This is a genomic window from Streptomyces tyrfis (assembly GCF_037034285.1).
Taxonomy (GTDB): Bacteria; Actinomycetota; Actinomycetes; order Streptomycetales; family Streptomycetaceae; genus Streptomyces.
This window is the reverse complement of the sequence record NZ_JBAGJZ010000002.1, coordinates 147,103-171,721: the sequence shown is the minus strand read 5'-3', so window position 1 is coordinate 171,721 and position 24,619 is coordinate 147,103. Positions and strand designations below refer to the sequence as shown.

Sequence of the window (24,619 nt, the reverse complement as noted above, 5' to 3'; positions counted from 1 at the left end):
GGGAACGGACGCACGGCCGCCCGCCCGTGCACCGGCCACTGCCCGATCAGGCAACGTCCCCGCCCGTGCGCACGACCGCGCGCTGCCCCGACGCACGCCCTCCCGCCCTGCGCACGCATGTCCCCGCCCGCACACCCTGGGACGGCGGCAGGGCCGGGCGCGACGCGTACCGACGGGCCGGGGAAGCGGTGGGCCGGGAGGGTGGATGAAGGCGGTTCCGGAGCGGGATCCGGCCGCTGCCGCTGCCCGCGCCAGGCCCGGTCCGGCGGGTACGGCGGTGTCCCGTACGACGGCTCCCCCTCCGCAGCGCCCGCCCGCGGACCGGCCGTCCCCCGGACCTGATCCGCGCAGCCTGCAACGGCTGCAACGCGCGGCCGGTAACGCGGCCGTCGCCCGCCTGGTCGCCCAGCGCTACACCGCCCCCGTCAAGCCCTCCCCCGCCCAGGCCCCCGGCTTCCGCCGCGTGAAGTCGGATGTCGCGGCCAAGAAGACCCGGCTGGCCGCCCACGCCCCGGCCGCCGCGGAGTCGAAGTCCGCACAGGACGCCGCCGTCGCGCCCCCCGACGACAAACAGGCCCAGGGCAAGGCGGCGAACGCCGAGAAGATGAACACCGCCAAGCCCGGCGAGTTCGACAAAGCGGCGTTCATCGAGGCCGTCGACAAAGCGATCGCCTCCCAGGCGCCCAAGAACCTCGACGACGCCGACAAGTTCGCCGAGTCCGGCAAGGCCGACGCGATCAAGTCCACGGTCGACGGAAAGGTCTCCGCCGGCAAGGACTCCTCCGCCAAGGACATCGAGACGGCGACCAAGGCCCCGCCCGACACCGCGGCGGCCAAGGACAAACCCGTCACCCCGATGACCCCGGACCAACCGCCCGCCAACCCCGGCGCCCCCTCCGCCGCGGACGCCGCCCCCGACCGACAGCCCGCCGCCGTCACCGACTTCTCCCAGGGCCCCGCCGCCAACGACAAGGCCCTCGCGGACGCCGACGTCACCGAGGAACAACTCGCCAAGGGCAACGAGCCCGCGTTCGACGAGGCCCTGTCCGCGAAGAAGACCGCCGAAGCGGACTCCGCCAAGGCCCCCGCCAAGGGCAGGGCCGCCGAGAACCAGCAGCTCTCCACGGCCAAGGCCGGCGCGGCCGCTGCCGGGACACAGGCCATGACCGCCCTGACCGCGACCCGCACCGCCGCCGGAAAGCAGGTCGACGGCGGCAAGAGCGACACCAAGTCACGCGACGAGAAACGCCGCGCCGAGGCCACCGCGAAGCTCCAGAAGGTCTACGACGCGACGAAGAAGGACGTCGAGGAGACCCTGTCCGGCCTGGACAAGAAGGTCGACACCGCGTTCACCGCCGGCGAGAAGGCCGCCCGGGACGCCTTCACCGCCGACCACGAACGCCGCATGAAGGCCTACAAGGACAAGCGCTACTCCGGCCTGAGAGGCAAGGCCCGCTGGCTCAAGGACAAGTTCGCCGGCCTCCCCAAGGAGGCCGACACCATCTACCAGGAAGCCCGCAAGCTCTACGTCTCCCGCATGCGGACGGTCATCTCCTCGGTCGCCGACATCATCGGAACCGAACTCGGCCGCGCGAAGGCCCGCATCGCGAAGGGCCGCGGCGAGCTGAAGGCCGAGGTCGACAAACTCCCCGCCGACCTGCGCCAGTTCGGCCAGGACGCCGCCAAGGACTTCGCGGGCAGGTTCGACGACCTCGAATCGACCGTCAACGAGAAATCCGAACAGCTCGTCCAGGACCTCGCCCAGAAATACACCGCGGCCCTCAACAAGATCGACGAGGAGATCAAGAAACTCCAGGAGGCCAACAAGGGCCTGATCGACAAGGCCAAGGACGCCATCGTCGGCGTCCTCAAGACGATCAACGAGCTCAAGAACCTCCTCCTCGGCATCCTCGCCAAGGCCGCCTCCGCGATCATGAAGATCATCAAGGACCCCATCGGGTTCCTGAGCAACCTCGTCCACGCCGTCGGCGCCGGACTCCAGCTCTTCATCGCCAACGTCGCCGACCACCTCAGGACCGGCGTCGTCTCCTGGCTCCTGGGCACCGCCGTCAAGGCCGGCCTCGCGCTCCCCCAGCGCTTCGACCTCAAGGGCATCATCCAGCTCATCGGCTCACTCCTGGGCCTGACCTGGGCCAACATCCGCGCCCGCATCACCCGCAAGGGCATCCCCGACCAGGCCCTCACCGCCGTCGAGACCTCCCTCCCCGTCGCGAAGAAACTCGCCGCCGAAGGCCCCGCCGGCGCCGTCAAGGAAATCCAGGCCGAGGCCGGCGACCTCAAGGCCACCATCCTCCAGAAACTCACCAGCTACCTGATCCCCACCGTCATCATCGCCGGCATCACCTGGATCATCTCCCTCCTCAACCCCGCCTCCGCCTTCGTCCGCGCGGTCAAGGGAATCATCGACATCGTCACGTTCATCGTGAACCAGGGCGCCCAGATCATCGAATTCGTCAACGCCGTCCTCGACTCCGTCATCGCCATCGCCGACGGCGGCACCGCCGGCGTTCCCAAACTCATCGAAACCGCCCTCGCCGCCAGCGTCCCTCTCCTCATCGGCTTCCTGGCCTCCCTGCTGGGCATCGGCAGCCTCGCCAACAAGGTCAAGAGCGTCTTCCACGCCGTCGCCCGGCCGGTCAACCGCGCCATCGACAAAATCGTCGGATTCATCGCCAAAGCCGGAAAGAAACTCTGGGCGAGAATTAAAGGAAAATCAGAAGAGGGGAAAGGCAACGACAAGAAGGCGCAGGAGAAAAAACGCAGAGAACTCCCTCAAGCCCTCCGTCGAGCAAGGAGAATTATATCCAACCACAACAAAAAGGATTCACCAATAGACGTCGTCACTGCAGACTTGCGAGGACTGCAGAAAAAATTTACATGGATAAAAGGCTTCACAGCAACTAGCAAAGGGGCTGGATTCTCGCTCTCCATGAAGGCGAGCGATCACCCGTTGGGGCAGTACAACGACATCGAAAAAATAAAGAGCCAGCTGAACAAATTCGCCCCCGCCTTCAAGGAGAAGGTCCACAGTCACTGGTGGGAGCACCAAATAAAGCGACCGAAGACTGGATCAGGTCAGCTATGGGAAAGGGGTGTACTCGATAATACCGAAACCAAAGGAATGGAGTATATCCAACAAGACGACACCGCACGCGACGTAAAAAAGAAGTTTTACGAAGGGAACAGTCGCGAAATAACAGCGGCAGCGTTCGAGGGGTACGTATTCGGGGTCAAGAGTCCCATACGAAGAAAGTTCATCACTCTACTTGGGAATGAAGCGCTGAAGGAGCTCAAGAAGCAGGGCAGACAGGCCGTTCGGGACGTACCCGAAACCCTCACCATTCTCAGGTCGATGAAATTTCGCGCCAACCGTGAGACCTATGGGTTATACGAACCGTTCCCCCCCTCGGCAGAGGATCGCGAGCATACAAACTTCCGCCCCGTATCCGTCACGCTGGACGAGGCGAGAAGCACCCCGGATAAGCGGGTCACCACAGTACGAACGGCTGCCGGAAAGACCTTCACGATCACCGAAGATCTAAAAAGCGGAATGGAGCTGCAAGTCAAGGGGGTCGATTTACGACTCAAGGAACCGGGCGACCCGCGGGGAGTGACTCAAGATTCTCCGGGGTTCATCCCGAATCAAAACCTCAACCGTTCCCACGTAATTGCCGACTGGTTTGGGGGGTCAGGATACCGTGACGCGCTCAATCTAGTAACAGCCAGTGATCACTACAACAAAAAGATCATGGGAGACGCAGAGTCGGACATAGCGAACGAAGTACTGGCATTTGCCGAGACTCACAGCTTGACGCGAGGCCAAGTGGCGATGGATCTGACAGTGACTGTGACTTTCGGAGAGCTACTAAAAGACGTTTTCATGAGGAACATTCAGAGTCAGGAATGGTACACGCCAGGCGACCCCGACTCCGAAGCTCAGCTCAAGAAACTGATAAACATACTCTTGAATCCGCCGGTGCGGCGCGTCATGGCTGTCATTTACGAGTTTACCCTTAAGTCCACCGCATCCGATGTGCCGCCAATGAGCAGCACAATCCCCATTCAGTCCGATGATCACCTCTTCATAAGAAGGAGTGCAAGTCAGTGACAACCTTGGAAGAGGCCGTAACATTCTTTAATTCATACCTGGACCTCGATTGGGCCGGAAATAGAGCGGTCAGTTCGGAGTCCGACGAAGTCGTGAACGCCCTCAGGAGCGACAGCATGAAATTCTGGCATTCAGTACACGACGCGCCCCTGTCGCCTAGCTTCGGGAGGCCGATGGGGATGACACCAGAGCAACTGGCGAGGATGGCCGCCAAGATAGAACTGGTAAGGTCCGAACTTTTCTTGGTTGCCGAATACCGAGACCCGACCTGGCGAACTCTCTATGCCGCGTACATCGGAGGAGGCAGGGTAACGACGGCCCAGTCGTACGGCAGGCTTCTGTACGCAACCGAGATCCAAGAAGAGATTAAGATCATTGCAGCATATCGAGAGGACTTCGATAAGACTCCTCCACCTATGCATTGGCAACACTCACAAGGCGCGGAGATCACCTTGACAGACCCCCCCGTTGCTGTCTGCGCACTTAAAGCACCCACAGGGAGGAAAGCGCACCGACAGGATTGGGAAATGATGAGGAATTCCATCGCAAAGCATTAACACTTCCCTTTCTTTATTCTGCCGCCATGTGCACCCTGCCAGCCTCGACCTGCCTTCCGGCTCCCTCAGCAGTCGGCCACCCGCACCCGGAGCGACTTCATCCCGTTGATGAAGTTCGACACCAGGCGTCCCGGCGGCCCGGCGAGTCGGAGGGGGCCGGGCGGCAGGGCTCGGCAGGCCTCCTCGTACAGGGCCCCCAGTTGCAGGCGGGCGAAGTGGGCGCCGAGGCAGACATGGGGGCCGTCGCCGAAGGAGAGGTGGGGGTTGGGGGTTCGGGCGAGGTCCAGGGCGAACGGGTCGGGGAAGACGCGTTCGTCGTGGTTGGCCGAGGCGTGGAAGACGACCACCTTGTCGCCGGCCCGGATGAGGGTGCCCGCCAGCTCGGTGTCGCGGGCGGCGGTGCGGCGGAAGGTCAGGACCGGCGGGTGGCGGCGGAGCAGTTCGTCGATGGCGGCGGCGAGTCGCACGTCGCCCGCGCGCAGTCGCGCGTAGGCGTCGGGGTGTTCGGCCAGGAGGTGCAGGCCGCCCGGGGCCGCGCTGCGTACGGTGTCGTTGCCCGCCACGACCAGCAGGAAGAAGAACATCTCCAGCTCGGGTCCGGTGAGTTCGGGGTCCGTGGCCAGGGAGGTCATGACGTCGTCGGCGGGATGCCGGCGTTTGTGGGCGGCGAGCTCCTGCGCGTAGTCGAACATGTCGCGCAGGGCCGCCGGGGAGCGAGGGTCGACCGGCCTGCCGTCCGGACCCGTCGCCGGCGTTCCGGCCTCGTCGGGGTCCTGGTAGCCGATGACACGCCGGGTCCAGTGGAGGAGGAGGCCGCGGTCGCCGTCCGGTACGCCGAGCAGGTCGGTGAGGTTGAGGAGGGCGTAGTCGTCGGTGACCCGGGCGACGAGATCGCAGGTGCCGTCGGTGGCGCGGGCCTCGGCGACCGCGGCGTCGAACAGGGAGCGCGCCCGCTCGCGGACGGTCGCCCCGAAGCGGTCCACGCGCCGGGGCGTGAAGGCCCGGCTGACGAGGGTGCGCAGCCGGCGGTGGTGCGGCGGGTCCTGGTTGAGCATCATCCGGCGGATGAACGGCAGGTCGGCGGGGTCCGGGTCGCGGATCTGAGTGGCGCCGAGGTACGAGGAGTACGTCGACGCGTCCTTGAGGACCCGGACGGCGTCCTCGTACCGGGTGACCGCCCAGAATCCGGGCCCGGCCGGCCAGCCGAGGATCTCCGGCTCCTCCTGCCAGGCCACGGGATGGTGGTCGCGCAGAAGGCGGTAGCGGTCGTGCGGGACGCCCCGCGCGTAGAGCCGGGGGTCGAAGACGTCCGGTACGGGCACCTGCGCCGACGGCCCCGGAACGCCCCCGCTCACGCGGTCGCCCCGTCGTCCAGCCCGTCGTCCCGCCCATCGGCCCGCCCACCGGCCCGCCCATCGGCCCGGCCGTCAGGCCGGTCGTCGCCCCGCCCGTCGTTCAGCCCACCGTCCCGCCCATCGCCCCGGCCGCCGATCCGCTCGTCGGCCTGACCGTCGGCCCGCTCGCCGTCCCGCCCATCGGCCCGGCCGTCCGCCTGGTCGTCCGCCCGCAGGAAGTCCTCGACCACGCGGATCAGGTCGAGCGGAGCCTCGTCCATCGCGTAGTGCCCGCACGACGGCAGCTCCACCAGCTCGGCGCGCGGGTACCAGCGCATCCAGGTGGCGCGCTGCACCTCGGCGGACAGCGCCGGGTCCAGTGCGCCGGCCACCGTCAGGGCCGGCACGGGCGAGCCCTCGATCCGTTCGTGGAAGTCCTCGCGCGCCCAGGAGTCCAGCCAGGTCCGGAACGCCTCGGCGTCGCTGCGTTCGAGCGAACGGCGCACCATGCGGTCCAGCCAGGCGGCCGGGCGGCGGCCCCCGGTGGTGAGGTCGAGGATGACCCGACGGTTCTCGGGCGCGTGCGACGCCCCCGCGAAGAGGTCCCACTGCTCGGGCGGGAACGGTACGCCGGACGCGGGGACGGGCGAGACCCCGACGAGCCTGCGCACCCGGTGCGGCGCCGCGGCCAGCGCCCGCTGCGCGACGGATCCGCCCATCGAGTGGCCGATCAGCGAGAACCGTTCCCAGCCGAGCCGGTCGGCCAGCGCGAGCACGTCCTCGGCCCCCTCGGCCGCGGTGTACGCACCGTCCACGCCCCTGGCCTCGCCGTATCCGCGCAGGTCCACGACCGCGTACTGGAAGGAGCCGAAGTCCAGGTCCGGCAGCACCGGGGCGTAGGCGGAACGGTCGGCCAGCCAGCCGTGCACCGCGATCACCTTGTGCGCACCGTCGCCGTGCAGTTCGTGGGGCAGGACAAACGTCGCGGTCACACGGACTCCCGTCACCTGAGGAACCGGCCGGCCCGGTCACCGGTCGGTGCTGACCACGGTGGCGACAACTCCCGTCTCGCGCAAGGGCACGGGAGCGGACGCCCCGGCGCCGCGTCTCACCCCAGCAGCTCCAGGTACGGCCCGAACTCCGAGGCCAGCGTCAGGCGGCCCAGTTTCTGGTACTCGCGCTGGACGGCGTGGATCAGCATCGGCATCGTCACCGGTTCGCCCGTGTCCGCGGCCAGATAGGCGGCCGTCACGGCGATGGAACGGATGTTGCCGCCCGCCAGTTCGAAGTTCTCGGCGCAGAAGGCGAGATCGAGGCCGGTGTCACGAGGGAGTACGGGCCCCAGGCAGCGTTCCCAGAGGACGAGGCGCTGTCCGGGGTCCGGGACCGGGAAGTCGACGACCAGGTCGAGACGGCGGGTGAAGGCGTCGTCGAGGTTGGCGCGGAGGTTGGTGGCGAGGATGGCCAGGCCGCTGAAGGACTCCATGCGCTGGAGCAGATACGCGCTCTCGACGTTCGCGTAGCGGTCGTGGGCGTCCTTCACGTCCGAGCGCTTGCCGAAGATCGCGTCGGCCTCGTCGAAGAGGAGGACCCCGTTCACGCCCGCGGCCTCGGAGAAGATGCGCTCCAGGTTCTTCTCCGTCTCGCCCACGTATTTGTCGATCACCGTGGCCAGGTCGACCGTGTACAGGTCGAGCCCCAGGTCGGCGGCGATCACCTCGGCGGACATGGTCTTCCCGGTGCCGGAGTCGCCCGCGAAGAGGGCCGACACCCCCCGGCCCCGGCCGCCGCCGGGGCGCATGCCCCACTCGCCCAGGACCCGGTCGCGGTGGCGGGCGCGGGCGGTGAGTTCGCGGAGCTGGGCGTGGGTGTCCGGTGGCAGGACGAGGTCGTCCCAGGTGACGGAGGGTTCGATGCGGCGGGCCAGCCGGTCCAGGCCCGCCGCGTTCTGGGCGCGGGCGCCGTGGCGTACGTGGTCGGGGGTGAGGGCGCCGTCCGCCAGCCGGGTGGCCTGGGCCGCGCCCCGGGCGGCGCGGGTGGTCTGTTCCGGGGTGAGGAGGAACGGCGACAGCAGCCGGTCGACGTCCACGGCGCCGGGTACGGGGGCGCCGGACGCCTCGCCGTACGCGTCGGTCCAGAGCGCGGCCCGGGTCACGGGGGTCACTCGGGGGGCGGGCAGGAGGAGCGGCGGCGCGGCGGACCAGGCCGCGTCCCAGGGGACCCGGCCCACCAGGATCACGGGGACCGGCGTGCCGGTGAGCTGCCGGAGCAGCCCCGGGTGGTCGCGGGAGACGGCGTCGAGCGGGGCGCAGACCAGCCCGGCGCCGGTCAGCCGGGCCTCGCGGACGAGGGAACGGATCGCGTCGGCGGGCGACGGGTCCTCGGCCAGCCTCGCCAGGTCCAGGCCCAGGACCCGGTGGCCGGCGCCGGTCAGCGCGGCGGCGGCGAAGGCGGTGCCCGCGCCGCCCTGCTCCTCGCGGAGGTAGACCAGCGAGACGTCCTGGGCGAGGGCCCGCGCCAGCGGGGCGGGGTCGCCGACGCCCGGTACGGCGTGCCAGGGGGCGAGAAGGTCCGCCAGCCGGGGATCGGGGGTGTCGTCGCCCAGCAGATGGGCGGTCACCCGGTCGGGGACGCGGAGCGCACGGCTCAGGAACGGGCGGTCGAGGTCCTCGACCAGCAGCAGACGGCCCTCCCGGAGCGGCCCCCGGGCCGACAGCCGACCGCGGGCCGCCCGATCGGCGGGCGACAGTCCGCACAGGCCCAGGGCCAGGCCGATCGAGGGGCGGCGACGGGTGACGTCGTCGTTGAGGTAGCCGTAGAACGCCTCGAAGCGGTCGTCCAGGTCGGGGACGAGCGTGATGAGCAGGATCTCGACGTCGAGGGCGGTGAGCCCGAACTCCGCCGCCAGGGAGCCGAGCCGGGACGGTTTCACCGCCGCCTCGTCGTACGCGGTGCCCCCGTGCGGCGCCTCCGCGTACGGCGCCTCCGCGTGCGGCCCCTCCGCGTACGACGCCTCCTCGTGCGGCCCCTCCGCGTACAGCACCTCCTCGTACGGAACGTCGTCGTACGCGTCGCCGTCACCCGGGACGGGGGACGGGAAGGCGCGGGCCTCCTTCGAGTCCAGCAGCCGCGTGATGGCGTCGTCCGTGAGGTAGAGGCCGCGGAAGGCGTTGTCCGGGTCCGGGTCGGTGAGCTGCCTGGCCTCCACCGCGCGCCGGACGCGCTGCTCCACCGCGGCCGCGCGGGCGAGGAGATGGCGCAGGTTCGCGTCGTCCTCGGTCGTCATGACGCGCTGCCCTCCGCGTCGTCGTCCCCCGCTCTGCCCTCCCCGTTCCCCGCCACGCGCCCCCCGTCCGCCGCCGTGCCGGCCGACCCGTGCACCGTCCCGCCGGGCGCGCCCCGGTTCTCGGTGATGCGGAGGGAGAGGCCGCGGCGGCGCTCCGCTCCGGCGCCCCGGTGGACGTCGTCCGGCGCCGGCCGGGCGGGCCTGCCCGGCCGGCCCCCGTACACCGGGAGGCGGCCGTGCCCCGGCATCGGTTCCGAGGGCGGCTCGTCCCGCTCCGGCATGTCCCCGAACCGGGCCTGCACCCCCTCGTCGCCCACCGGCGGGCCGGCCACATAACTCGGCGACGCCGTCACCGGCACGCTGACCACCAGGTCCAGCGAGGGCTTCAGCTCGCCGCCCAGCGCGCTCCACACATCGGCGAACGAGCGGTCCTCCGGCGGCGGCAGCGCGATCGACATCGGCACCGCGGCCCCGATCTCGGCCAGGGTGCCCGTCAGCCGTTCCGGCGGCAGCGCCTCGTAGCGCAGCAGGCAGCCGAGCAGGGACGCGAGCAGCCGGTGTTCGTCCTCCGGGCGCTTCGTCCATGCCGTGATCAGGTACGAGAGCTTGAAGAAGCGGGGCGGGCGGCGGCGCGCGACGATGGTGCCGCGCTCGTCGTACTCGTTGTGCAGCCCGCGCTCGCGTCGCCGCATGTCCTCGCGGATGTCGTAGAGATAGAGGTTGACCATGGGGGCGTTGACCTTCGCCGCCCACTCGCGGGTGGGCGCGTCGAAGACCACCGCGATCTGACCGCCTTCGAGCACCTCCGCCCTGATCAGGGACCGCAGCACGTCGTCGACCTCGTGGATCATCCGATCACTCCTGTACAGCAGCCCGAGCGCATACGCGGCTCTCTCATGCCGGGTCTCTCATGCGCGCCCCGCGAAGTCCGGTGGCTGGAGGTTCCGTTGGACCACCAGGACCGGTTTCCGCAGCCGGTCGATGTCGCGGGTGTCCACCCGGAGCTCGCGCGGGCCCAGTTTGTCCTTGCGCAGCACGGGGATCTGGACCTCGAAGGTGCCGTCGCGGCCCACGATCACGGCGGACATCTCCGCGTTGATCCCGATGTTCCACGTGAAACGTACGCGCTGCCCCGGCGGATAGTCCTTGCCTCGCGCCAGCGCCACCTGGCCCGGCTTGACGACCTGCGGAGTGACGGTCAACGAGGGCTTCAGCACGCGCAGTCGATCGGTGTCCCGGTTGTTCGCCTTCCGGCGGTCGGGCAGCGTGGCGCGCACGGTGGCCCGTACGTCACCGGTGACCGCTGCCCGGTACGTCGCGGTCTGCGTCACCTCGATGCGACCGCCGGCCGGGATGGTGCACGGCTTGGCGGCCGTGCAGCGGGTGAGGGCGGCCAGGGCGCGGTCCGTCGCCCGCGGCGGCTTCGGCCAGGTCGAGCCGATCACCACACCCGTCGCCGCGTCCGGGCCCGCGTTGGTGACGATGAAGCGGGCGCGGGCGGGACGCCCGGTGTAGGTGCGGTCCGGACGGACGTCGGCCTTCACCGCCACGTCCGCCGAGGGCGGCACGGGGGCCTCCAGGACCTCGATTCGCGCCGTGTCCGTGCCGGTGTTGCCCGCCGAATCGGTGGCCGAGCAGGTCACCGTGGTGACGCCGACCGGGAAGAGCGAGCCCGAGGGCGGAGTGCAGGTCACCGGGAGCGCTCCGTCGGTGGCGTCCTCGGCGGTGGCCGTGTACGTCACGCGCGCGCCCTTCTCGTCCTTGGCCCGGACGATCAGGTCGTCCACGGTGACGACGGGGGCGTCGATGTCGTTCACGTCGATGGTGATCTGTTCCTGGAAGTCCGGGTCGGCCGCAGCGGCCGGTCCGATGGCTTCCGAGCCGGGCGCCTGGGTGCCCATCAGGAACTGGACGGTGCAGGTGAGCCGCGCGCCCTGGGGCGCGTCGGCGGAGACGTCGATGTTCTCCGCGAAATGCGCGGTGTCGCCGCTGATGACGCTCCGGGTGGGCGGTTCGAGGCTGACGGAGAGATGCGGGTCGCAGTCGTCCAGCCGGTAGCCCACGTTGGTGGGGAGATTGCTGAATCCGGCGATGATGGCGTCGACGACGTCGTTGCCCTCGATGTCTTCGAGCATCCGGCCGTTGGTGGCGGTCACCAGACGTCTGGCCTGGTCCGGCGGGTGCGTGTCGTCGTGGTACGGGGGCCGGTGGCCGTTTCCGTTGAGGCCGTCGCCCCTGTCGCTGGTCAGGTCCACGGCGATGAGGCGCGCCCCCGCGTCCTCAAGGGCGTACCGCGCGTCGTTGAACGACCGCCCGTTGCTGGGCTCGTGGCTGGAGGCGTCCCCCACCAGCACGACGACGGGGCTGGAGTCGGGGCGGAACACGGTCTTCCCGTCACCGCCGTTGGCGAGCTTCCACAGGGCGTAGATCCAGTCCTCGGACGGGCCCTTGCTGTACCCGCCCATGTCGGCCTTGAGCTGGTCGACGCCCGTCTGCACCTCGCCCAGGTCGTAGGTCAGCCCTTGCAGCACCTTGAAACCGGCGTCGGGGTCGACCTCCTGGTCGCCGAAGGTGGCCACGGCGAAGCGGGAGTCCTGCTGCTCGTCGCGGATCGCCTTCGTGATCTCGGGAATCCGCTCCTTCACCCGCCGGATGGGGACTTCCATGCTGCCCGTGCCGTCGACCAGCAGGATCACGTCCGGACGCGGCGGAATCGCGGGCGTGATCACCTGCTTGTCCACACCTGTGGAACCGCCCGGATCGACCGCGTCGGTGAAGACGGCGGGGGTGACCCAGGGCTCGGGCTCCGCCACCCTCGGCTCCCCCGCCGCGAGCGCTCCCGGGCTCACAGCCGAGCCGGGCGCGATGCCGGTGGCCAGCAGGGCCAGGACCAGCGCCGGAACACGGAGCGCGGCGAGGGTCCTGCGGGACGCGGAACGCCCGTGCCGGTAGGCGGGCCCGGAGACGGCCGCGTAGCCGGGTACGGAACCAGGCGCGTTACCGGGCCCGGAGCCCGACACGGGACCGGCCGCGGAGCCGAACGCCTTGCCGGGCCCGGAACCCGACACGGAACCGGGCGCGGAGCCGAACGAGGCGCCGGCTGCGGACGACGAGTGCCCCGGCCGCGTCTGCCCGGGCCCCGGCCGCTTCCCCGTCCTCGTCCCCGTCCGCGTACTGGGCAGCAGCCGCGACCGCGACCGCGTCGCCCACCGCGGTGGATGGAACCAGCGCACGGAAGTCCTCCCCCACCGTCGGCCGATCGGCGTCCGGGCGCCACGGTCGCGTACCGGCCTCCGCACCGCAGCGGCACGTGAGCCACAACCACGGGAAGCCCCCGGTGCCCTTTAGGGCAGCCAGGGCAGCCGACGGCTCAGATCAGCCCCTGGCGCATCGCGTACGCGACCGCGTGCGACCGGTTCCGCAGTTGCAGCCGGGTCATCACCGAGTGCAGCACGTTCTTGATCGTGCGCTCGGAATAGGCCAGCTTCGTCGCGATGTCCGCGGTGTCGTACCCCTCCGCGACCAGTCGCAGAACATCGACCTCGCGCGCCGCGAGACCGGTGAAGTGCAGGCCGCGCGGTCCCAGCACCTGCCCCTGAAGGCGGCCGACCTCTTCGAGGAGCCGTCCCAGCAGGTCGGAAGGGAGATGCCCCTCGCCCCGCGCCACCGTCCCGATGACCTGCACCAGGTGGTCCGGAGTCGCCTCGGACCGCCGGACCACCCCGGCGACACCGCATTCCGCGGCGCTCACCAGCTTCTGCTCGTCGATGTCCGTGGTCACGAGCACCGTCCGCGCGGTGCTGGTGCGTTGAATGTGACGCAGCATCGTCAGCACCTCGTCGTCGACCGCATCCACGACGACGACCACGATCTGGGGTGAGACGTCTCCTTCGGACCAGTCCGTCACACTGACTTCCGGACGGGTGCGCAGCTGACTCGCCACGCCCGCCCGCGAGATCGGATCCTGGGCCCGTAATGCGACAGTGGTTCGCTCCATGGCAATGCTCCCCCTGGGCAACAGCCGGTGGCACCACGGCGAACACAACCATCACGGCTGTTCGTATGTCTCGCTCGTCTTGAGGCTGTCAGACGATGCCCGCCTTTACCCACAGGGAAACAAAACGGCCGTCGCGGGCATGGAATCTGCCCTGATGTGTTCCTCAACGGCCGGTGCCCGGACCCGGGCCCGACCCTACGGTTCGGCCCTATGAGTCTCACGGCAAGCCTCGACGATTCGTCCGTCTCTGCCGCACCGGGCGAGGAAACGGCCGTCCCGCTGCGGATCCTCAACTCCGGCAGCACGGTCGAGGAATACCGCTTCGAGGTGGTCGGCGCGTGTGCCGCCTGGTCGAGTGTGGAGCCGGCGACGCTGTCCCTGTACCCGGGCGACTCCCGTACGGTCTCGCTCATGCTCCGCCCGCCCCGCGACTCCACCGTACTCGCGGGCGAGACGCCCTTCGGAATCCGGGTGGTGCCCACCAGCGAGCAGGGCGACACGGTGGTGCCCGAGGGGCGGGTGACCGTGCTGCCCTTCACCGAGACCACCGCCGAGCTGGTGCCGCGCGGATCGAACGGCGCCTGGCGCGGCAGGCACCAGATCGCCGTCGACAACCGGGGGAACACGCCGGCCACGGTCCGGCTGGAGACCCGCTCGGGCACGGAACGGGCCCGGGTCTCGTTCGGCTCGGACACCCTGCGGATCGAACCGGGCCGGGCCGAGTTCGCGAAGGTGTGGGTACGGCCGGCGAAGCGCATGTGGCGCGGTGCGCCGATCACCCACCCCTTCCAGGTCGTCGCCATCGCGGAGGTGGCGGAGGGCCGGGACCCGGCCACCCCCGTGCTCCTGGACGGCTCCTACCAGCAGGAACCGATCCTGCCGCGCTGGCTGCCCCGGGCGCTGATCACCGCGGCCGTGCTGCTGATCGCGCTGGTCGGGCTCTGGTACGCGCTGCTGCGGCCGGCGGTGAAGTCGGCGGCCAGGGAGGCGATCACACCGGAGGCGGTCCGGTCCGCCGCCGCGGCCGACAAGAGCGGGAGCCCGGATCAGGGGGCCTCGGCCGGAACGGACACCGGTGCCGGGACCTCCTCCGGAAGCGCGAACGCCGGAGCGGACGCCGGAGCGAACGGCAACACGAACGGGAACGCGAACGGGGGCTCGTCCGGCACGGGCGCCACGGCCGGCACCGGTGCCTCGGCGGGTGCCGGTGCCTCGGCGGGTGCCGGGGACGGCACGGGCGGTGCGGCCCCGACCAGTGCGCAGGTGCAGGTCAGGGACTCGGTGGGCGGCGGCTCCAGCACGTCGACGGCGCTCCAGGTGCCCAAGGGGCACACCTTCCAGCTCACGGACATCGTGGTCCAGAACCCGCAGGGCGACGCGGGAACGCTCGTCGTCTCCTCCGGCCGGGACACGCCCGTGCTCCGGCTGGCGCTGGAGAACTTCCGGGACTCCGATTACCACTTCGTCACGCCGATCCTGGTGCCCGCAGGCGGCAAGGTCACCATGACCGTCGACTGCCGGAAGGTGGGGAAGCCGGTGAACGCGCCGACACCCTCGCGATGCGCGGAGTCGCTGTTCCTCGGCGGCACGATGCGCACGGACGCGGCGGACGCCCCGGGCACGGCGGGCTGACGGACCGCCCGCGAGCGGCCGCCCGAGGCGGACGGACGGGAGCGGGGAACGCCCCCTCGGACGAGGGAAGTACGCCCCGCCGGACGAGCGGAGAGCGTCCTGCCGAACGCGAGCGCGAAACGCCTCCGCCAGGTGGGCGGAGTACGCCCCGCCGGACGAACGGAGTACGCCCGGTCAGGCGGGTGGCGTACGTCCCGTCAGGCGGGCGGCGTCTCCTCTTCCTCCTCGTCCGTCTTCTCCTTCGCCCGCTGCACGAACGAGCCCTGCACATCGGCGGGTTCCTCGTCCTCGTCCTCCGTCGCCGCGCGCTGAACGGCGGCCGCCGGGGCCGGCGCCGGAGCCGGGGCGGGAGCCGGGGCGGGAGCCGTATCCGGTGCGGACCCCGCTCCCGGCGTCGGCGCGGGGTCCGCCAGCACCCGGTCCGCGTTGGCGACGGCCTCCCGTTCGAACCGGTCGGACGGGTCGCTCACCCGGATGCCTCCCGGCGTCTCCGTGCCGTCCACCGGACCGCTGCGCTGCTGGATGACATGCGTCAGCTCATGGGCCAGCGTCGTCCGGCCCCGCGACGAGGACGGATCGTACGCGTCGCGCTGGAACACCACGTTGTTGCCGACGGTGTACGCGTGAGCCCCCACGCTCTTCGCCGACTCGTGCGCGGCGGTGCCGGTGTGCACGCGTACGTCGGAGAAGTCCGCGCCCATGCGCCGTTCCATGTCCGTGCGGGTGTCGGTGTCCAGGGGCGCCCCGCCGCCGGACGAGATCACATCGTGCACGGGCGAACGCCCCTGCTCCCCCTGGGCCTTCTGCCCCTCCTGCTCCTCCTGCTCGTCCCGCTCCCCCTGTTTCTCCTGACGCTGGAGCATCGAGCCCACGGCACTGTTGCCGACCGCCCGCTGGAGCACGCTCATGCCACCGGCTCCGACCACGTCGGCCCGCCCGGTGGCCGCCGCGCGGAAGACGCGCGAGGCGTCGACCGCGTCCGCGCCCTCGGACGCCCTCGCCGCGGGCACGGCCTCGTCGTGTTCCGGTCGGAGCGCGTGCCCCTCCCGCCCGTGGTCGTGCTCCCGGTCCCATTCCTGTGCGTGCATCGTCAACTCCCCTGCGCCGCGCGCGGGTCGCGGGCGCGTCGTGATGGCCCCACCACTCCACCTTCATGACGGCCCGGCGCCCCGTCCAGGCCGCGCCCCGCCGGCTGCGGGCACCCGCCGCTGCCCCTTCGGGCACCCGGACGAGCGCGTACAACCCCGCGCGCACGGCCCGGCACACGCCCCCGCACTCGTCCCCGCGTACCTCCCGCTCACGGAGGCCCGTACAAGTGGCGTGTCTGGGACAGCCGGGAAGTCCGGGCGTCGAACGGCCGCATCGAAGGCCGGTGGAGTGGCCGGGACACACGGCCGTCGGAATGATCGAAGGCATGACCGAGAACCAGAGAGACGGGGCCGTCACCCTGCGGATCGCCCAGGAGCCCGAGGCGGACGCGCTTCTCGCGCGCAGCCCGCTCGCCGCCCTGGTCGGCATGCTGCTGGACCAGCAGGTACCGATGGAGTGGGCCTTCACCGGTCCGTACACCCTGGCCGGCCGGATGGGCGGGGTCGATCTGGACGCCCATGAGATCGCCGCGTACGACCCGGAGGCGTTCGTCGGGCTCTTCACCGAGAAGCCCGCCCTGCACCGCTACCCGGGCTCGATGGCCAAGAGGGTCCAGCAGCTGTGCCAGTACCTGGTGGACGAGTACGACGGCGACGCGAGCGCGGTGTGGCACGACGCCGCCACCGGGGCCGAGCTGCTGAAACGGCTGAACGCGCTGCCGGGGTTCGGCACTCGGAAGGCGCAGATCTTCCTGGCCCTGCTGGGCAAACGGTTCGGGGTCCGGCCGGCGGGCTGGCGGGAGGCGGCCGGACCGTACGGCGAGGAGGGCTCGTACCGGTCGGTCGCCGACATCACCGGACCGGAGTCGCTGGCCGAGGTCCGCGCGTTCAAGCAGCAGGCGAAGCAGGCGGCCAGGGCCGCGAAGCGCGCCGCCGAGAAGTAGCGTCCGCCGACCCGGGGACGCCGCGACGGCGACCGGCGTCAAGTCCGTGCCCGCGCCACCACCCGTAATCAGGACGGGCACTCTCGTCCGTGCCGCCTCCGGCGGCCGAACCCCTGCCCCGGGCGGTGCTGCCGCCGTCACCCCTCATGGCACTAATTCCGGAATGCCCGCATTTGTGGTGGGCATGCGAGCGCGCGAGTCCGGCCCCGTGGCTGCGCCCGGAGGCTCCTGCCCGGTAGGCTTTCCGTGTGATCTTCAAGCGCATCGGAAATGGGCGGCCTTATCCCGACCACGGCCGGGAAAGCACCCGGCAGTGGGCGGACGTCGCGCCGCGCCCGGTCCGCCTCGATCAGCTGGTGACCACCAAGGGCAACCTGGACCTCGAAACCCTCCTGGCCGAGGACTCGACGTTCTACGGCGACCTGTTCGCGCACGTCGTGAAGTGGCAGGGCGACCTCTATCTGGAGGACGGGCTGCACCGCGCGGTCCGCGCCGCGCTTCAGCAACGCCAGGTCCTGCACGCCCGGGTGCTCGAACTCGGCTGAGCACGGGGCGGGACCCTCGCTCGGCGGCGCGAGCCCCGCGGGCCTCCCGGGGCCCTCCATGAGCCCGGCCGGTCCGTCGAGCCTTCGCGACGGTCACCGTGTCATGGCCGCGACGGCACCTGACCCGCCGCCCCACCCCTGACGGCATGAAAGACGGGCCGGGGCCAAGGGCCCGGCCCCGCGGACCTGACTCCAAGGGCCGTAGGGCTGTGGGGCCTGATCCCTTCGGGCGAGCGTTCGGACGTATCTGCACGCTCGTTCGGGTGCATTCGCACTCGGACGGCTGCGATCTGTTGATCATTTAGTAGGCATCCCCATCGGGCCGCACTACGCTGCGCCCATGAGCATGCTCACACCCCCCGGCATGGGCGGAAAGTACCGCATCACGGGCGACAAGTACCCGCGCATGCGCCGCCCCCGGCGTCGCGGCAAACTGATCCTCGCTGCCACCGCCTCCGTGGTCGCCCTCGGGCTGGCCGGCTGGGGCACGATGCAGCTCATCGACGTCTTCACCGGCGGCGACAAGAAGGCCACGGCCGCCGACCACAAGAAGAACTGCCCGGCGGCCGGGCCGTCCACGCCCGCGAAGGCGCTGCCCCGGCCCGCGAAGATCACCGTCAACGTCTACAACGCGACGCCGCGCGGCGGCCTCGCCAAGCAGGCCGCGGACGAACTGAAGAAGCGCGGCTTCACCATCGGCAAGGTGGGGAACGCCTCGGCGGAGTACGACAAGAAGGTGGCCGGACCGGGAGTGCTGCTGGGCGCCCCGTCCGCCACGAACGGCGCGCTCCAGGTGCTCGGCACTCAGCTGGAAGGGGCCGTTCCGAAGACCGACGCCCGCAAGACGGCGGACGTCGACCTGATTCTCGGTACGAAGTTCACGACGTTCAACACGCCCCGGTCGGCCGCCGCGGCACTCGAAGCCCTGACGAAACCGTCCCCCGCGCCCTCCTGCTGACGGCCGCTGGAAGACCCGGCCCAAGACCAGGGTCGAGGCCCGGACCGAGACGGGACCGGCGCCGACCCCGGAGCAGAACCGGAGCCACGTCAGGCTCACCCGATCGGTCCCGACCGGCCCGCCCGGCCCGGCGAGTCCGACCGGCCCCGTCGCACTGGTCGATCCAGGCGGACCCGGTCCAGGCGGACCCGGCCCAGGTGCCCCGGTTCGGCCGTTGCGGTCGGACTAGTCGACCGTGCCGTACATCCGGTCGCCCGCGTCGCCGAGGCCCGGGACGATGTAGCCGCTCTCGTTGAGCCGCTCGTCGACCGAGGCGGTGACCACCGTCACCGGCGTACCGGCCAGCTCGCGCTCCATCACCTCGACGCCCTCGGGCGCCGCGAGCAGCACGACCGCGGTGACGTCGTCCGCCCCGCGCTTGATCAGCTCCTTGATGGCCGCGACCAGGGTGCCGCCGGTCGCCAGCATCGGGTCCAGCACGTAGACCTGGCGGCCCGAGAGGTCCTCCGGCATGCGCGTCGCATACGTGGACGCCTGGAGCGTCTCCTCATTGCGGATCATGCCCAGGAAGCCCACCTCGGCGGTCGGCAGCAGCCGCACCATGCCGTCGAGCATGCCGAGGCCGGCCCGCAGGATCGGCACGACCAGCGGCCGCGGGTGCGACAGCTTCACGCCGGTCGTCGACGTGACCGGGGTCTCGATGTCGACCTGCTCGGTGCGCACGTCCCGGGTGGCCTCGTAGGCGAGCAGGGTGACCAGCTCGTCGGCGAGCCGCCGGAAGGTCGGGGAATCGGTGCGCTTGTCGCGCAGGGTGGTGAGCTTGTGCGCGACCAGTGGATGGTCGACGACGTGGATCCGCATGGGCTCAACAGTAACCGGGCCCGCCACACGCTTGCGCTGGCATCAACCACACGTTCGGGGGGAAGGTGGTTGCACACCGACCCAGCCTTGGGGTGATGAGCCGATGCCGGACGCGGGACGACGCAAGCGGAACCAACCGGAACCGGGCCGACCGGACGCACCGGCCCCACGGGCCGCGCCGAACACGCCGAACGCCGCCAACGCTCCGGACGCCCCGGCCACACCGGCCCCGGGGAACACCCGGGACCCAGGGGAACCCCAGCATCCCCAGGGCTCGCGAGGCTCACGGGACTCACCAGAGACAACAGAGACACCAGACGCACCGGAGCCACGGGAACCCCAGGACCTTCCCACCCCCCAGTCCCGGCGCGCCCCGCAGGACTCGCGGTCCCCCGAACAGCCCGAGGACCCCGAAGCGGCCCGCCGCAGGCGCCGCGCCCAGTTCCTGCGCGAGCTCCACGAGGCCAAGGCGCTCCGCGACCGGGTCCAGCCGCGCCGGGCGCGGGCGGCCCGGATGCGTCAGGCCATGAGGATGCGGACCTTCCGCTGGTAGCCCGCCGGGAGATCCGGAAGCCCGTCGGGCAGATCCCCGTCGGGCAGATCACGGAAGCCCGTCAGTAGATCGTACGGCGGTCCCCCGTCCCCCTGGTGGCCCCGTCCAGGAGAACTGATGGCCGACGCAACGGCCGAACTCCTCTCGCCAAGCCCTTGTTTCTGCCACGATTCCGATGGGCGGGACGCAGGACAGCCGGGCCACCGACTGCCCTCCCGCCGGACCGACACCCCTATGACCAGTGGGAGAGTCACGGTGTACTTCGCCGCACTGCTCGCGCGCACCGAAGACGGGTGGGAAGCGAGCGATACGGAACTCGACGACGTGGAGACCCTGTCCGACCTGACGGACCTGGCCCGTGAGGCATCGGCGGACGAGGACACGGTGCTCGTCTTCATCGAGCAGGAGGACGCCTGGTTCGGCGTCCTCCGGGTGGACGGTGAGGACGACCCCCGTATCTTCGTCTCGGACGCCACCGCCGCCGCCCGGTCCTCGTACGGGGAGATCCTGCTCACCGACGAACTGCTCGGCCGCGAACCCGGGGCCGACGACACCATCGCCGCCCTCGAAGAACTCGTCGGCCTCGACGACACCGAGGACGGCGAACCGGACACCACCCCCGAAAACAACGACGAAACCAACGACAACGACGACATCGACGACGTGCTCGATGCCGACGCCGTACCGGCCGGGCCGCTCGGGGACACCGCCATCCTGGCCGACCTCGGCATGCCCGAGGCCGAACTGCTGATGCTGCGCACGGACGCGCTGGCGGAGATCGCGGACGCGCTGGGTGCGGCCGAGGTCCTGGAGACCGTCCGTTAGGGTCCGCGGGTGACCGAACCTCCCCACCCGCACGGCACGCCGGAGCCGCACCCCCCGGTGCACGACCCGCACGACCCCGTACGAGACCCGTGGCGGGCGCACATGCGCCGCGCCCTGACCGAGGCCGACCTGGCGGCGGCGGCCGGCGACGTGCCGGTCGGCGCCGTCGTGCTCGGACCCGACGGCGCGCTGCTGGCCGTCGGCCACAACGAACGCGAGGCGACGGGCGACCCGACCGCCCACGCCGAGATCATCGCCCTGCGCCGCGCGGCCGCCGCGCTCGGCGAATGGCGCCTGTCCGGCTGCACCCTGGTGGTCACCCTGGAACCGTGCACGATGTGCGCGGGCGCACTGGTGCAGTCCCGCGTGGACCGGGTGGTCTACGGCGCGCGCGACGAGAAGGCGGGCGCCGCCGGCTCCCTCTGGGACGTCGTCCGCGACCGCCGCCTCAACCACCGCCCGGAGGTCGTCCAGGGCGTCCTGGAGCCGGAGTGCGCGGACCGGCTGACGGCCTTCTTCCGCACCCCCTGAGAACCGATTTCTTTCCACGGCCCGGCATGGTCTAAGCTCTCTCTCGGTAGCGTGTCCGAGCGGCCGAAGGAGCTCGCCTCGAAAGCGAGTGTGGGGAAACTCACCGAGGGTTCAAATCCCTCCGCTACCGCCATCGACGCCCTCCCGACCTGTGGAAACACAGACCGGGAGGGCGTTCGTCTGTCTCCGGGGCTTCCGGCCGGGTTCGGGCCGGGTTCGGGCCGGGGAAGTCGACGGCCGGCCGGGGCTGGGCCCGGGTTCGGGTCGGGGGAAGCGGCATCGGGGGACAAGCCGCTTCCCCCGATGAGAGCGGGCTCCTCGGGTCCTCGCCGCGGTACGGGGGGCTCGCGGGGAGGACCCCGTGCTGAGGGCCCGTTCCTCGCCCCTCGGGGTCCTGTCCGGTTCCCGGGGGCTCACGTTCATCCTGCTCCTCGGAGGCGGGCCCGCGGGCCGACGAAGGGCCTTGATCGCCGGGTCCTTGGTCCTTAAATGCCGCGTGCGGCGGGCGGAGCCGCGGGGCTGAGATCCAGACGGATGCGACCATTCGTGCGGATACAATCGCCCGACTGCACAGGGGACCGAAGGGGAGGCAGGGGCTGATGGTGCAAGCGAAGAAGATAGCTCTCTACGTGATAGTCGTCTTCGTGCTGTACACGATCATCACGTCCCCGGCCCGGGCGGCGGATCTCGTCCAGATAGGGTTCGAAGGCGTTTCCAGCGCCGCGCAGGGCATCGGCGACTTCATGTCCGAGCTCGTGAAGTAGGAGTGAACCCCATGATCCGCCATTTGGTCCTGTTCAAGCTGAACGACGGCGTCGACCGGAACGAACCGAGGGTCGTCGCCGCGGCGAAGGCGTTCCAGGAGCTGGACGGCAAGGTCCCGGAGCTGGAGTTCTGGGAGTGCGCCTGGAACGTCACCGACCGGCCGATCGCGTACGACTTCGCCATCAACTCCGCCGTCGCCGACGAGGACGCGCTGAAGCGCTACATCGAGCATCCGGCCCATCAGGCCGCCGCCGGTCAGTGGCGCGAGTTCGCCACTTGGGTGATCGCCGACTACCCGTTCTGACGCGCCTGTTCCGCCGGTTCCACGCGGTTCCCCGGGCCCCTCACCACCAGGGTGAGGGGCCTTTCTCGCGTTTAAACCACGTTGAACCCAACACGACGTCACACGGTGCTTGCACACAGTGGGCATGTCTTGTGATGCTATGACCGCTTTTGACGGATGAGTTGACCAAAGTTGACCGCAAAGGGGTGGCCTCACCGTGCCGGCCAGTACAGCGCCTCAAGTGCCTCCCCAGACCGTCCAGAACATCCAGGCCGGACAGCCCTCCCGGACCACCGGGGGAGACACTCCGCCCGCCGGGACCCGCCATTCCGCCGGAACCGCCCCGTCCGCCGACGTCACCGAGGCCGCGCGGGACGCCGCCGGGACCGTGCCGGCCGCGCCGGCCGAGGGGGACGGCGGGACGGGGGCGCCCGCCAGGAGCAGGGGGGCGGACACCAGGGCGCTCACCCAGGTGCTCTTCGGACAGCTCAAGGACCTGGAGCCGGGCACACCGGAGCACGACCGGGTGCGTACGGCGCTGATCGAGGCGAACCTCCCGCTGGTGCGGTACGCCGCCGCGCGGTTCCGCAGCCGCAACGAGCCGATGGAGGACGTCGTCCAGGTCGGCACCATCGGGCTGATCAACGCCATCGACCGCTTCGACCCCGAGCGCGGCGTGCAGTTCCCGACGTTCGCGATGCCGACCGTCGTCGGCGAGATCAAACGATACTTCCGCGACAACGTGCGCACCGTCCACGTCCCCCGCCGGCTGCACGAGCTCTGGGTGCAGGTCACCGGCGCCACCGAGGACCTGACGACCGCTCACGGCAGGTCGCCGACCACCGCCGAGATCGCCGAACGCCTGAAGATCTCCGAGGACGAGGTGCTGGCCTGCATCGAGGCGGGCCGCTCCTACCACGCGACGTCGCTGGAGGCCGCCCAGGAGGGCGACGGGCTGCCCGGCCTGCTGGACCGGCTCGGCTACGAGGACCCGGCCCTCGCCGGCGTCGAGCACCGCGACCTGGTCCGCCATCTGCTCGTACAGCTGCCCGAGCGCGAACAGCGCATCCTGCTGCTGCGCTACTACAACAATCTGACGCAGTCGCAGATCAGCGCCGAACTGGGCGTCTCGCAGATGCATGTGTCAAGGCTTCTTGCCCGTAGCTTTGCCCGCCTGCGATCCGCAAACAGGATCGATGCCTAACCGGATCGGGTAGAGCCCTTGAAGTCCGGTTCGTCCGAACCGATTTGAAGCGCACCCCCCGTTAACTGGGCATACGCCACCAAGACTTGTCGACTTGTCGCTACAGCGCGTTGCCGACATGTGACATTCTGCGGAAACCGCGTTTGCCGTGGCCCCGCCTCCGGTATTCAGGTGGAGGCCGCGTTCCTCCGATGGTCGCGGCTCGACGCGACCGTCCGCGACCTCAAGGGGGTGGCATGTCCGAAGAACAGGGCAGCTCGAAGGTGCTCACGCTCACGATGAGCGCACCCGAAGCCGTTGCGCCCGTCAGCTCGCCGGAAGCCATCGACACTCGCACGCTGTCCCGTTCCCTGTTCCTGCGCCTCGCCGCGCTGGACCCCGGCCCCGACGGCACGGACAGCCCGGAGCGTGCCTACGTACGCGACACCCTCATCGAACTCAACCTCCCGCTGGTGCGGTACGCCGCCGCGCGGTTCCGCAGCCGCAACGAGCCGATGGAGGACATCGTCCAGGTCGGCACCATCGGACTGATCAAGGCGATCGACCGGTTCGACTGCGAACGCGGCGTGGAGTTCCCGACGTTCGCGATGCCGACCGTCGTCGGCGAGATCAAGCGGTTCTTCCGCGACACCTCGTGGTCGGTGCGCGTGCCGCGCCGCCTCCAGGAGCTGCGGCTCGCGCTGACCAAGGCCAGCGACGAGCTCGCCCAGAAGCTGGACCGCTCGCCGACGGTGCCGGAGCTGGCCAAGGCGCTCGGGGTCTCCGAGGAGGACGTGGTCGACGGCCTGGCCGTCGGCAACGCGTACACCGCCTCCTCGCTGGACTCCCCCTCGCCCGAGGACGACGGCGGCGAGGGCTCGCTCGCGGACCGGCTGGGGTACGAGGACACGGCGCTGGAGGGCGTCGAGTACCGCGAGTCGCTCAAGCCGCTGCTGGCCAAGCTTCCGCCGCGCGAGCGCCAGATCATCATGCTGCGGTTCTTCGCCAACATGACCCAGTCGCAGATCGGCGAGGAGGTCGGCATCTCGCAGATGCACGTCTCGCGCCTGCTGACCCGTACGCTCGCCCAGCTCAGGGAAGGGCTCATCGCCGACTGATCGCCATGGACCGCCGCACTGCGGCACAAG

The 24,619-nt window shown here is 70.4% G+C and carries 19 protein-coding genes, 1 tRNA gene and 1 pseudogene; 13 read left to right on the top strand and 8 right to left on the bottom strand.

The features are described from left to right. The first annotated feature begins 463 nt into the window (after positions 1-463). Together WA762_RS02805 and WA762_RS02800 are read left to right on the top strand one after the other, a co-directional pair. Positions 464-4,129, top strand: a complete 3,666-nt coding sequence (locus tag WA762_RS02805) for a hypothetical protein (RefSeq protein ID WP_335932616.1) — start codon at positions 464-466, stop codon at positions 4,127-4,129. Next, the gene (locus WA762_RS02800) at positions 4,126-4,686 is read left to right on the top strand and encodes a hypothetical protein (RefSeq protein ID WP_335932615.1); all 561 of its coding nucleotides are present in this window, start codon (positions 4,126-4,128) and stop codon (positions 4,684-4,686) included. Before WA762_RS02805 ends, WA762_RS02800 begins: the two co-directional genes overlap by 4 nt. Before the next feature lie 65 nt (positions 4,687-4,751). Here the strand turns inward: WA762_RS02800 and WA762_RS02795 are convergent, their stop codons facing one another. The 6 genes and pseudogenes from WA762_RS02795 to WA762_RS02770 form a co-directional block, all read right to left on the bottom strand. Next, positions 4,752-6,041 carry a cytochrome P450 gene (locus WA762_RS02795; protein WP_335932614.1) on the bottom strand — a complete coding sequence of 430 codons (1,290 nt, stop codon included), beginning with the start codon at positions 6,039-6,041 and terminating at the stop codon, positions 4,752-4,754. Between the two features lie 191 nt (positions 6,042-6,232). Beyond that, positions 6,233-7,012 (bottom strand): annotated as a pseudogene (locus WA762_RS02790) (alpha/beta fold hydrolase); the annotation flags it as partial. A gap of 116 nt (positions 7,013-7,128) precedes the next feature. Continuing rightward, entirely contained in the window at positions 7,129-9,306 is a 2,178-nt protein-coding gene (locus tag WA762_RS02785) for an ATP-binding protein (RefSeq protein WP_335932613.1), read from the bottom strand. Then, entirely contained in the window at positions 9,303-10,157 is an 855-nt protein-coding gene (locus tag WA762_RS02780; protein ID WP_335932612.1) for a Pvc16 family protein, read from the bottom strand. Before WA762_RS02780 ends, WA762_RS02785 begins: the two co-directional genes overlap by 4 nt. A 57-nt stretch (positions 10,158-10,214) precedes the next feature. Further along, positions 10,215-12,374, bottom strand: a complete 2,160-nt coding sequence (locus WA762_RS02775; RefSeq protein WP_335932611.1) for an HYR domain-containing protein — start codon at positions 12,372-12,374, stop codon at positions 10,215-10,217. Between the two features lie 302 nt (positions 12,375-12,676). Beyond that, positions 12,677-13,303 (bottom strand): response regulator transcription factor, encoded by a 627-nt coding sequence (locus WA762_RS02770; RefSeq protein ID WP_335932610.1) that lies wholly within the window; start codon positions 13,301-13,303, stop codon positions 12,677-12,679. A 210-nt stretch (positions 13,304-13,513) separates the two neighbouring features. Between WA762_RS02770 and WA762_RS02765 the strand changes: the two genes are divergently transcribed. After that, positions 13,514-14,935, top strand: a complete 1,422-nt coding sequence (locus WA762_RS02765; protein WP_335932609.1) for a COG1470 family protein — start codon at positions 13,514-13,516, stop codon at positions 14,933-14,935. A 197-nt stretch (positions 14,936-15,132) separates the two neighbouring features. Here the strand turns inward: WA762_RS02765 and WA762_RS02760 are convergent, their stop codons facing one another. Further along, positions 15,133-16,023: an eCIS core domain-containing protein gene (locus WA762_RS02760; protein WP_335932608.1), complete on the bottom strand. Its 891-nt coding sequence runs from the start codon at positions 16,021-16,023 to the stop codon at positions 15,133-15,135. Between the two features lie 314 nt (positions 16,024-16,337). Here WA762_RS02760 and WA762_RS02755 point away from each other — a divergent pair, with 314 nt between their 5' ends. The 3 genes from WA762_RS02755 to WA762_RS02745 all read left to right on the top strand — a co-directional run bounded on the left by WA762_RS02755 (position 16,338) and on the right by WA762_RS02745 (position 18,470). Then, positions 16,338-16,967: an HhH-GPD-type base excision DNA repair protein gene (locus tag WA762_RS02755; protein WP_443080497.1), complete on the top strand. Its 630-nt coding sequence runs from the start codon at positions 16,338-16,340 to the stop codon at positions 16,965-16,967. Between the two features lie 248 nt (positions 16,968-17,215). Further along, positions 17,216-17,512, top strand: a complete 297-nt coding sequence (locus WA762_RS02750; protein ID WP_072488263.1) for a type II toxin-antitoxin system VapB family antitoxin — start codon at positions 17,216-17,218, stop codon at positions 17,510-17,512. Positions 17,513-17,876: 364 nt separating this feature from the next. Then, the gene (locus WA762_RS02745) at positions 17,877-18,470 is read left to right on the top strand and encodes a LytR C-terminal domain-containing protein (protein WP_335932694.1); all 594 of its coding nucleotides are present in this window, start codon (positions 17,877-17,879) and stop codon (positions 18,468-18,470) included. A gap of 225 nt (positions 18,471-18,695) precedes the next feature. On the opposite strand, the gene upp is transcribed toward WA762_RS02745, so the two are convergent. Continuing rightward, positions 18,696-19,331 (bottom strand): uracil phosphoribosyltransferase, encoded by a 636-nt coding sequence (gene upp, locus WA762_RS02740; protein ID WP_335932606.1) that lies wholly within the window; start codon positions 19,329-19,331, stop codon positions 18,696-18,698. 808 nt (positions 19,332-20,139) lie between these two features. On the opposite strand from upp, the gene WA762_RS02735 reads away from it, so the two are divergent. From WA762_RS02735 to WA762_RS02705, 7 genes are all read left to right on the top strand, one after another. After that, the gene (locus tag WA762_RS02735) at positions 20,140-20,709 is read left to right on the top strand and encodes a tRNA adenosine deaminase-associated protein (protein ID WP_335932693.1); all 570 of its coding nucleotides are present in this window, start codon (positions 20,140-20,142) and stop codon (positions 20,707-20,709) included. A 102-nt stretch (positions 20,710-20,811) separates the two neighbouring features. Further along, positions 20,812-21,240 (top strand): tRNA adenosine(34) deaminase TadA, encoded by a 429-nt coding sequence (gene tadA / locus WA762_RS02730; protein WP_335932691.1) that lies wholly within the window; start codon positions 20,812-20,814, stop codon positions 21,238-21,240. Positions 21,241-21,285: 45 nt separating this feature from the next. Continuing rightward, positions 21,286-21,373: transfer RNA gene (locus tag WA762_RS02725), tRNA-Ser, on the top strand. A gap of 466 nt (positions 21,374-21,839) precedes the next feature. Beyond that, complete coding sequence (locus WA762_RS02720; protein ID WP_335932605.1) at positions 21,840-22,004, top strand: hypothetical protein; 165 nt, start codon at positions 21,840-21,842, stop codon at positions 22,002-22,004. 11 nt (positions 22,005-22,015) lie between these two features. After that, complete coding sequence (locus WA762_RS02715) at positions 22,016-22,309, top strand: Dabb family protein (protein ID WP_335932604.1); 294 nt, start codon at positions 22,016-22,018, stop codon at positions 22,307-22,309. A gap of 220 nt (positions 22,310-22,529) precedes the next feature. Continuing rightward, on the top strand, positions 22,530-23,492 hold the full coding sequence (locus tag WA762_RS02710) for an RNA polymerase sigma factor SigF (protein WP_443080496.1): 963 nt from the start codon (positions 22,530-22,532) through the stop codon (positions 23,490-23,492). Between the two features lie 236 nt (positions 23,493-23,728). Beyond that, positions 23,729-24,589, top strand: a complete 861-nt coding sequence (locus tag WA762_RS02705) for an RNA polymerase sigma factor SigF (protein ID WP_335932603.1) — start codon at positions 23,729-23,731, stop codon at positions 24,587-24,589. The last annotated feature ends 30 nt before the right edge of the window (positions 24,590-24,619 follow it).

What these genes read in the sequence shown, in the direction of transcription:
- WA762_RS02715 (WP_335932604.1), top strand. Translation starts at nt 22,016, where the DNA reads ATGATCCGCCATTTGGTCCTGTTCAAGCTGAACGACGGCGTCGACCGG.
- WA762_RS02705 (WP_335932603.1), top strand. Translation starts at nt 23,729, where the DNA reads ATGTCCGAAGAACAGGGCAGCTCGAAGGTGCTCACGCTCACGATGAGC.
- WA762_RS02785 (WP_335932613.1), bottom strand. Translation starts at nt 9,306, where the DNA reads ATGACGACCGAGGACGACGCGAACCTGCGCCATCTCCTCGCCCGCGCG.
- tadA (WP_335932691.1), top strand. Translation starts at nt 20,812, where the DNA reads ATGCGCCGCGCCCTGACCGAGGCCGACCTGGCGGCGGCGGCCGGCGAC.
- WA762_RS02770 (WP_335932610.1), bottom strand. Translation starts at nt 13,303, where the DNA reads ATGGAGCGAACCACTGTCGCATTACGGGCCCAGGATCCGATCTCGCGG.
- WA762_RS02780 (WP_335932612.1), bottom strand. Translation starts at nt 10,157, where the DNA reads ATGATCCACGAGGTCGACGACGTGCTGCGGTCCCTGATCAGGGCGGAG.
- WA762_RS02745 (WP_335932694.1), top strand. Translation starts at nt 17,877, where the DNA reads ATGGGCGGAAAGTACCGCATCACGGGCGACAAGTACCCGCGCATGCGC.
- WA762_RS02760 (WP_335932608.1), bottom strand. Translation starts at nt 16,023, where the DNA reads ATGCACGCACAGGAATGGGACCGGGAGCACGACCACGGGCGGGAGGGG.
- WA762_RS02755 (WP_443080497.1), top strand. Translation starts at nt 16,338, where the DNA reads ATGATCGAAGGCATGACCGAGAACCAGAGAGACGGGGCCGTCACCCTG.
- WA762_RS02765 (WP_335932609.1), top strand. Translation starts at nt 13,514, where the DNA reads ATGAGTCTCACGGCAAGCCTCGACGATTCGTCCGTCTCTGCCGCACCG.
- upp (WP_335932606.1), bottom strand. Translation starts at nt 19,331, where the DNA reads ATGCGGATCCACGTCGTCGACCATCCACTGGTCGCGCACAAGCTCACC.
- WA762_RS02720 (WP_335932605.1), top strand. Translation starts at nt 21,840, where the DNA reads ATGGTGCAAGCGAAGAAGATAGCTCTCTACGTGATAGTCGTCTTCGTG.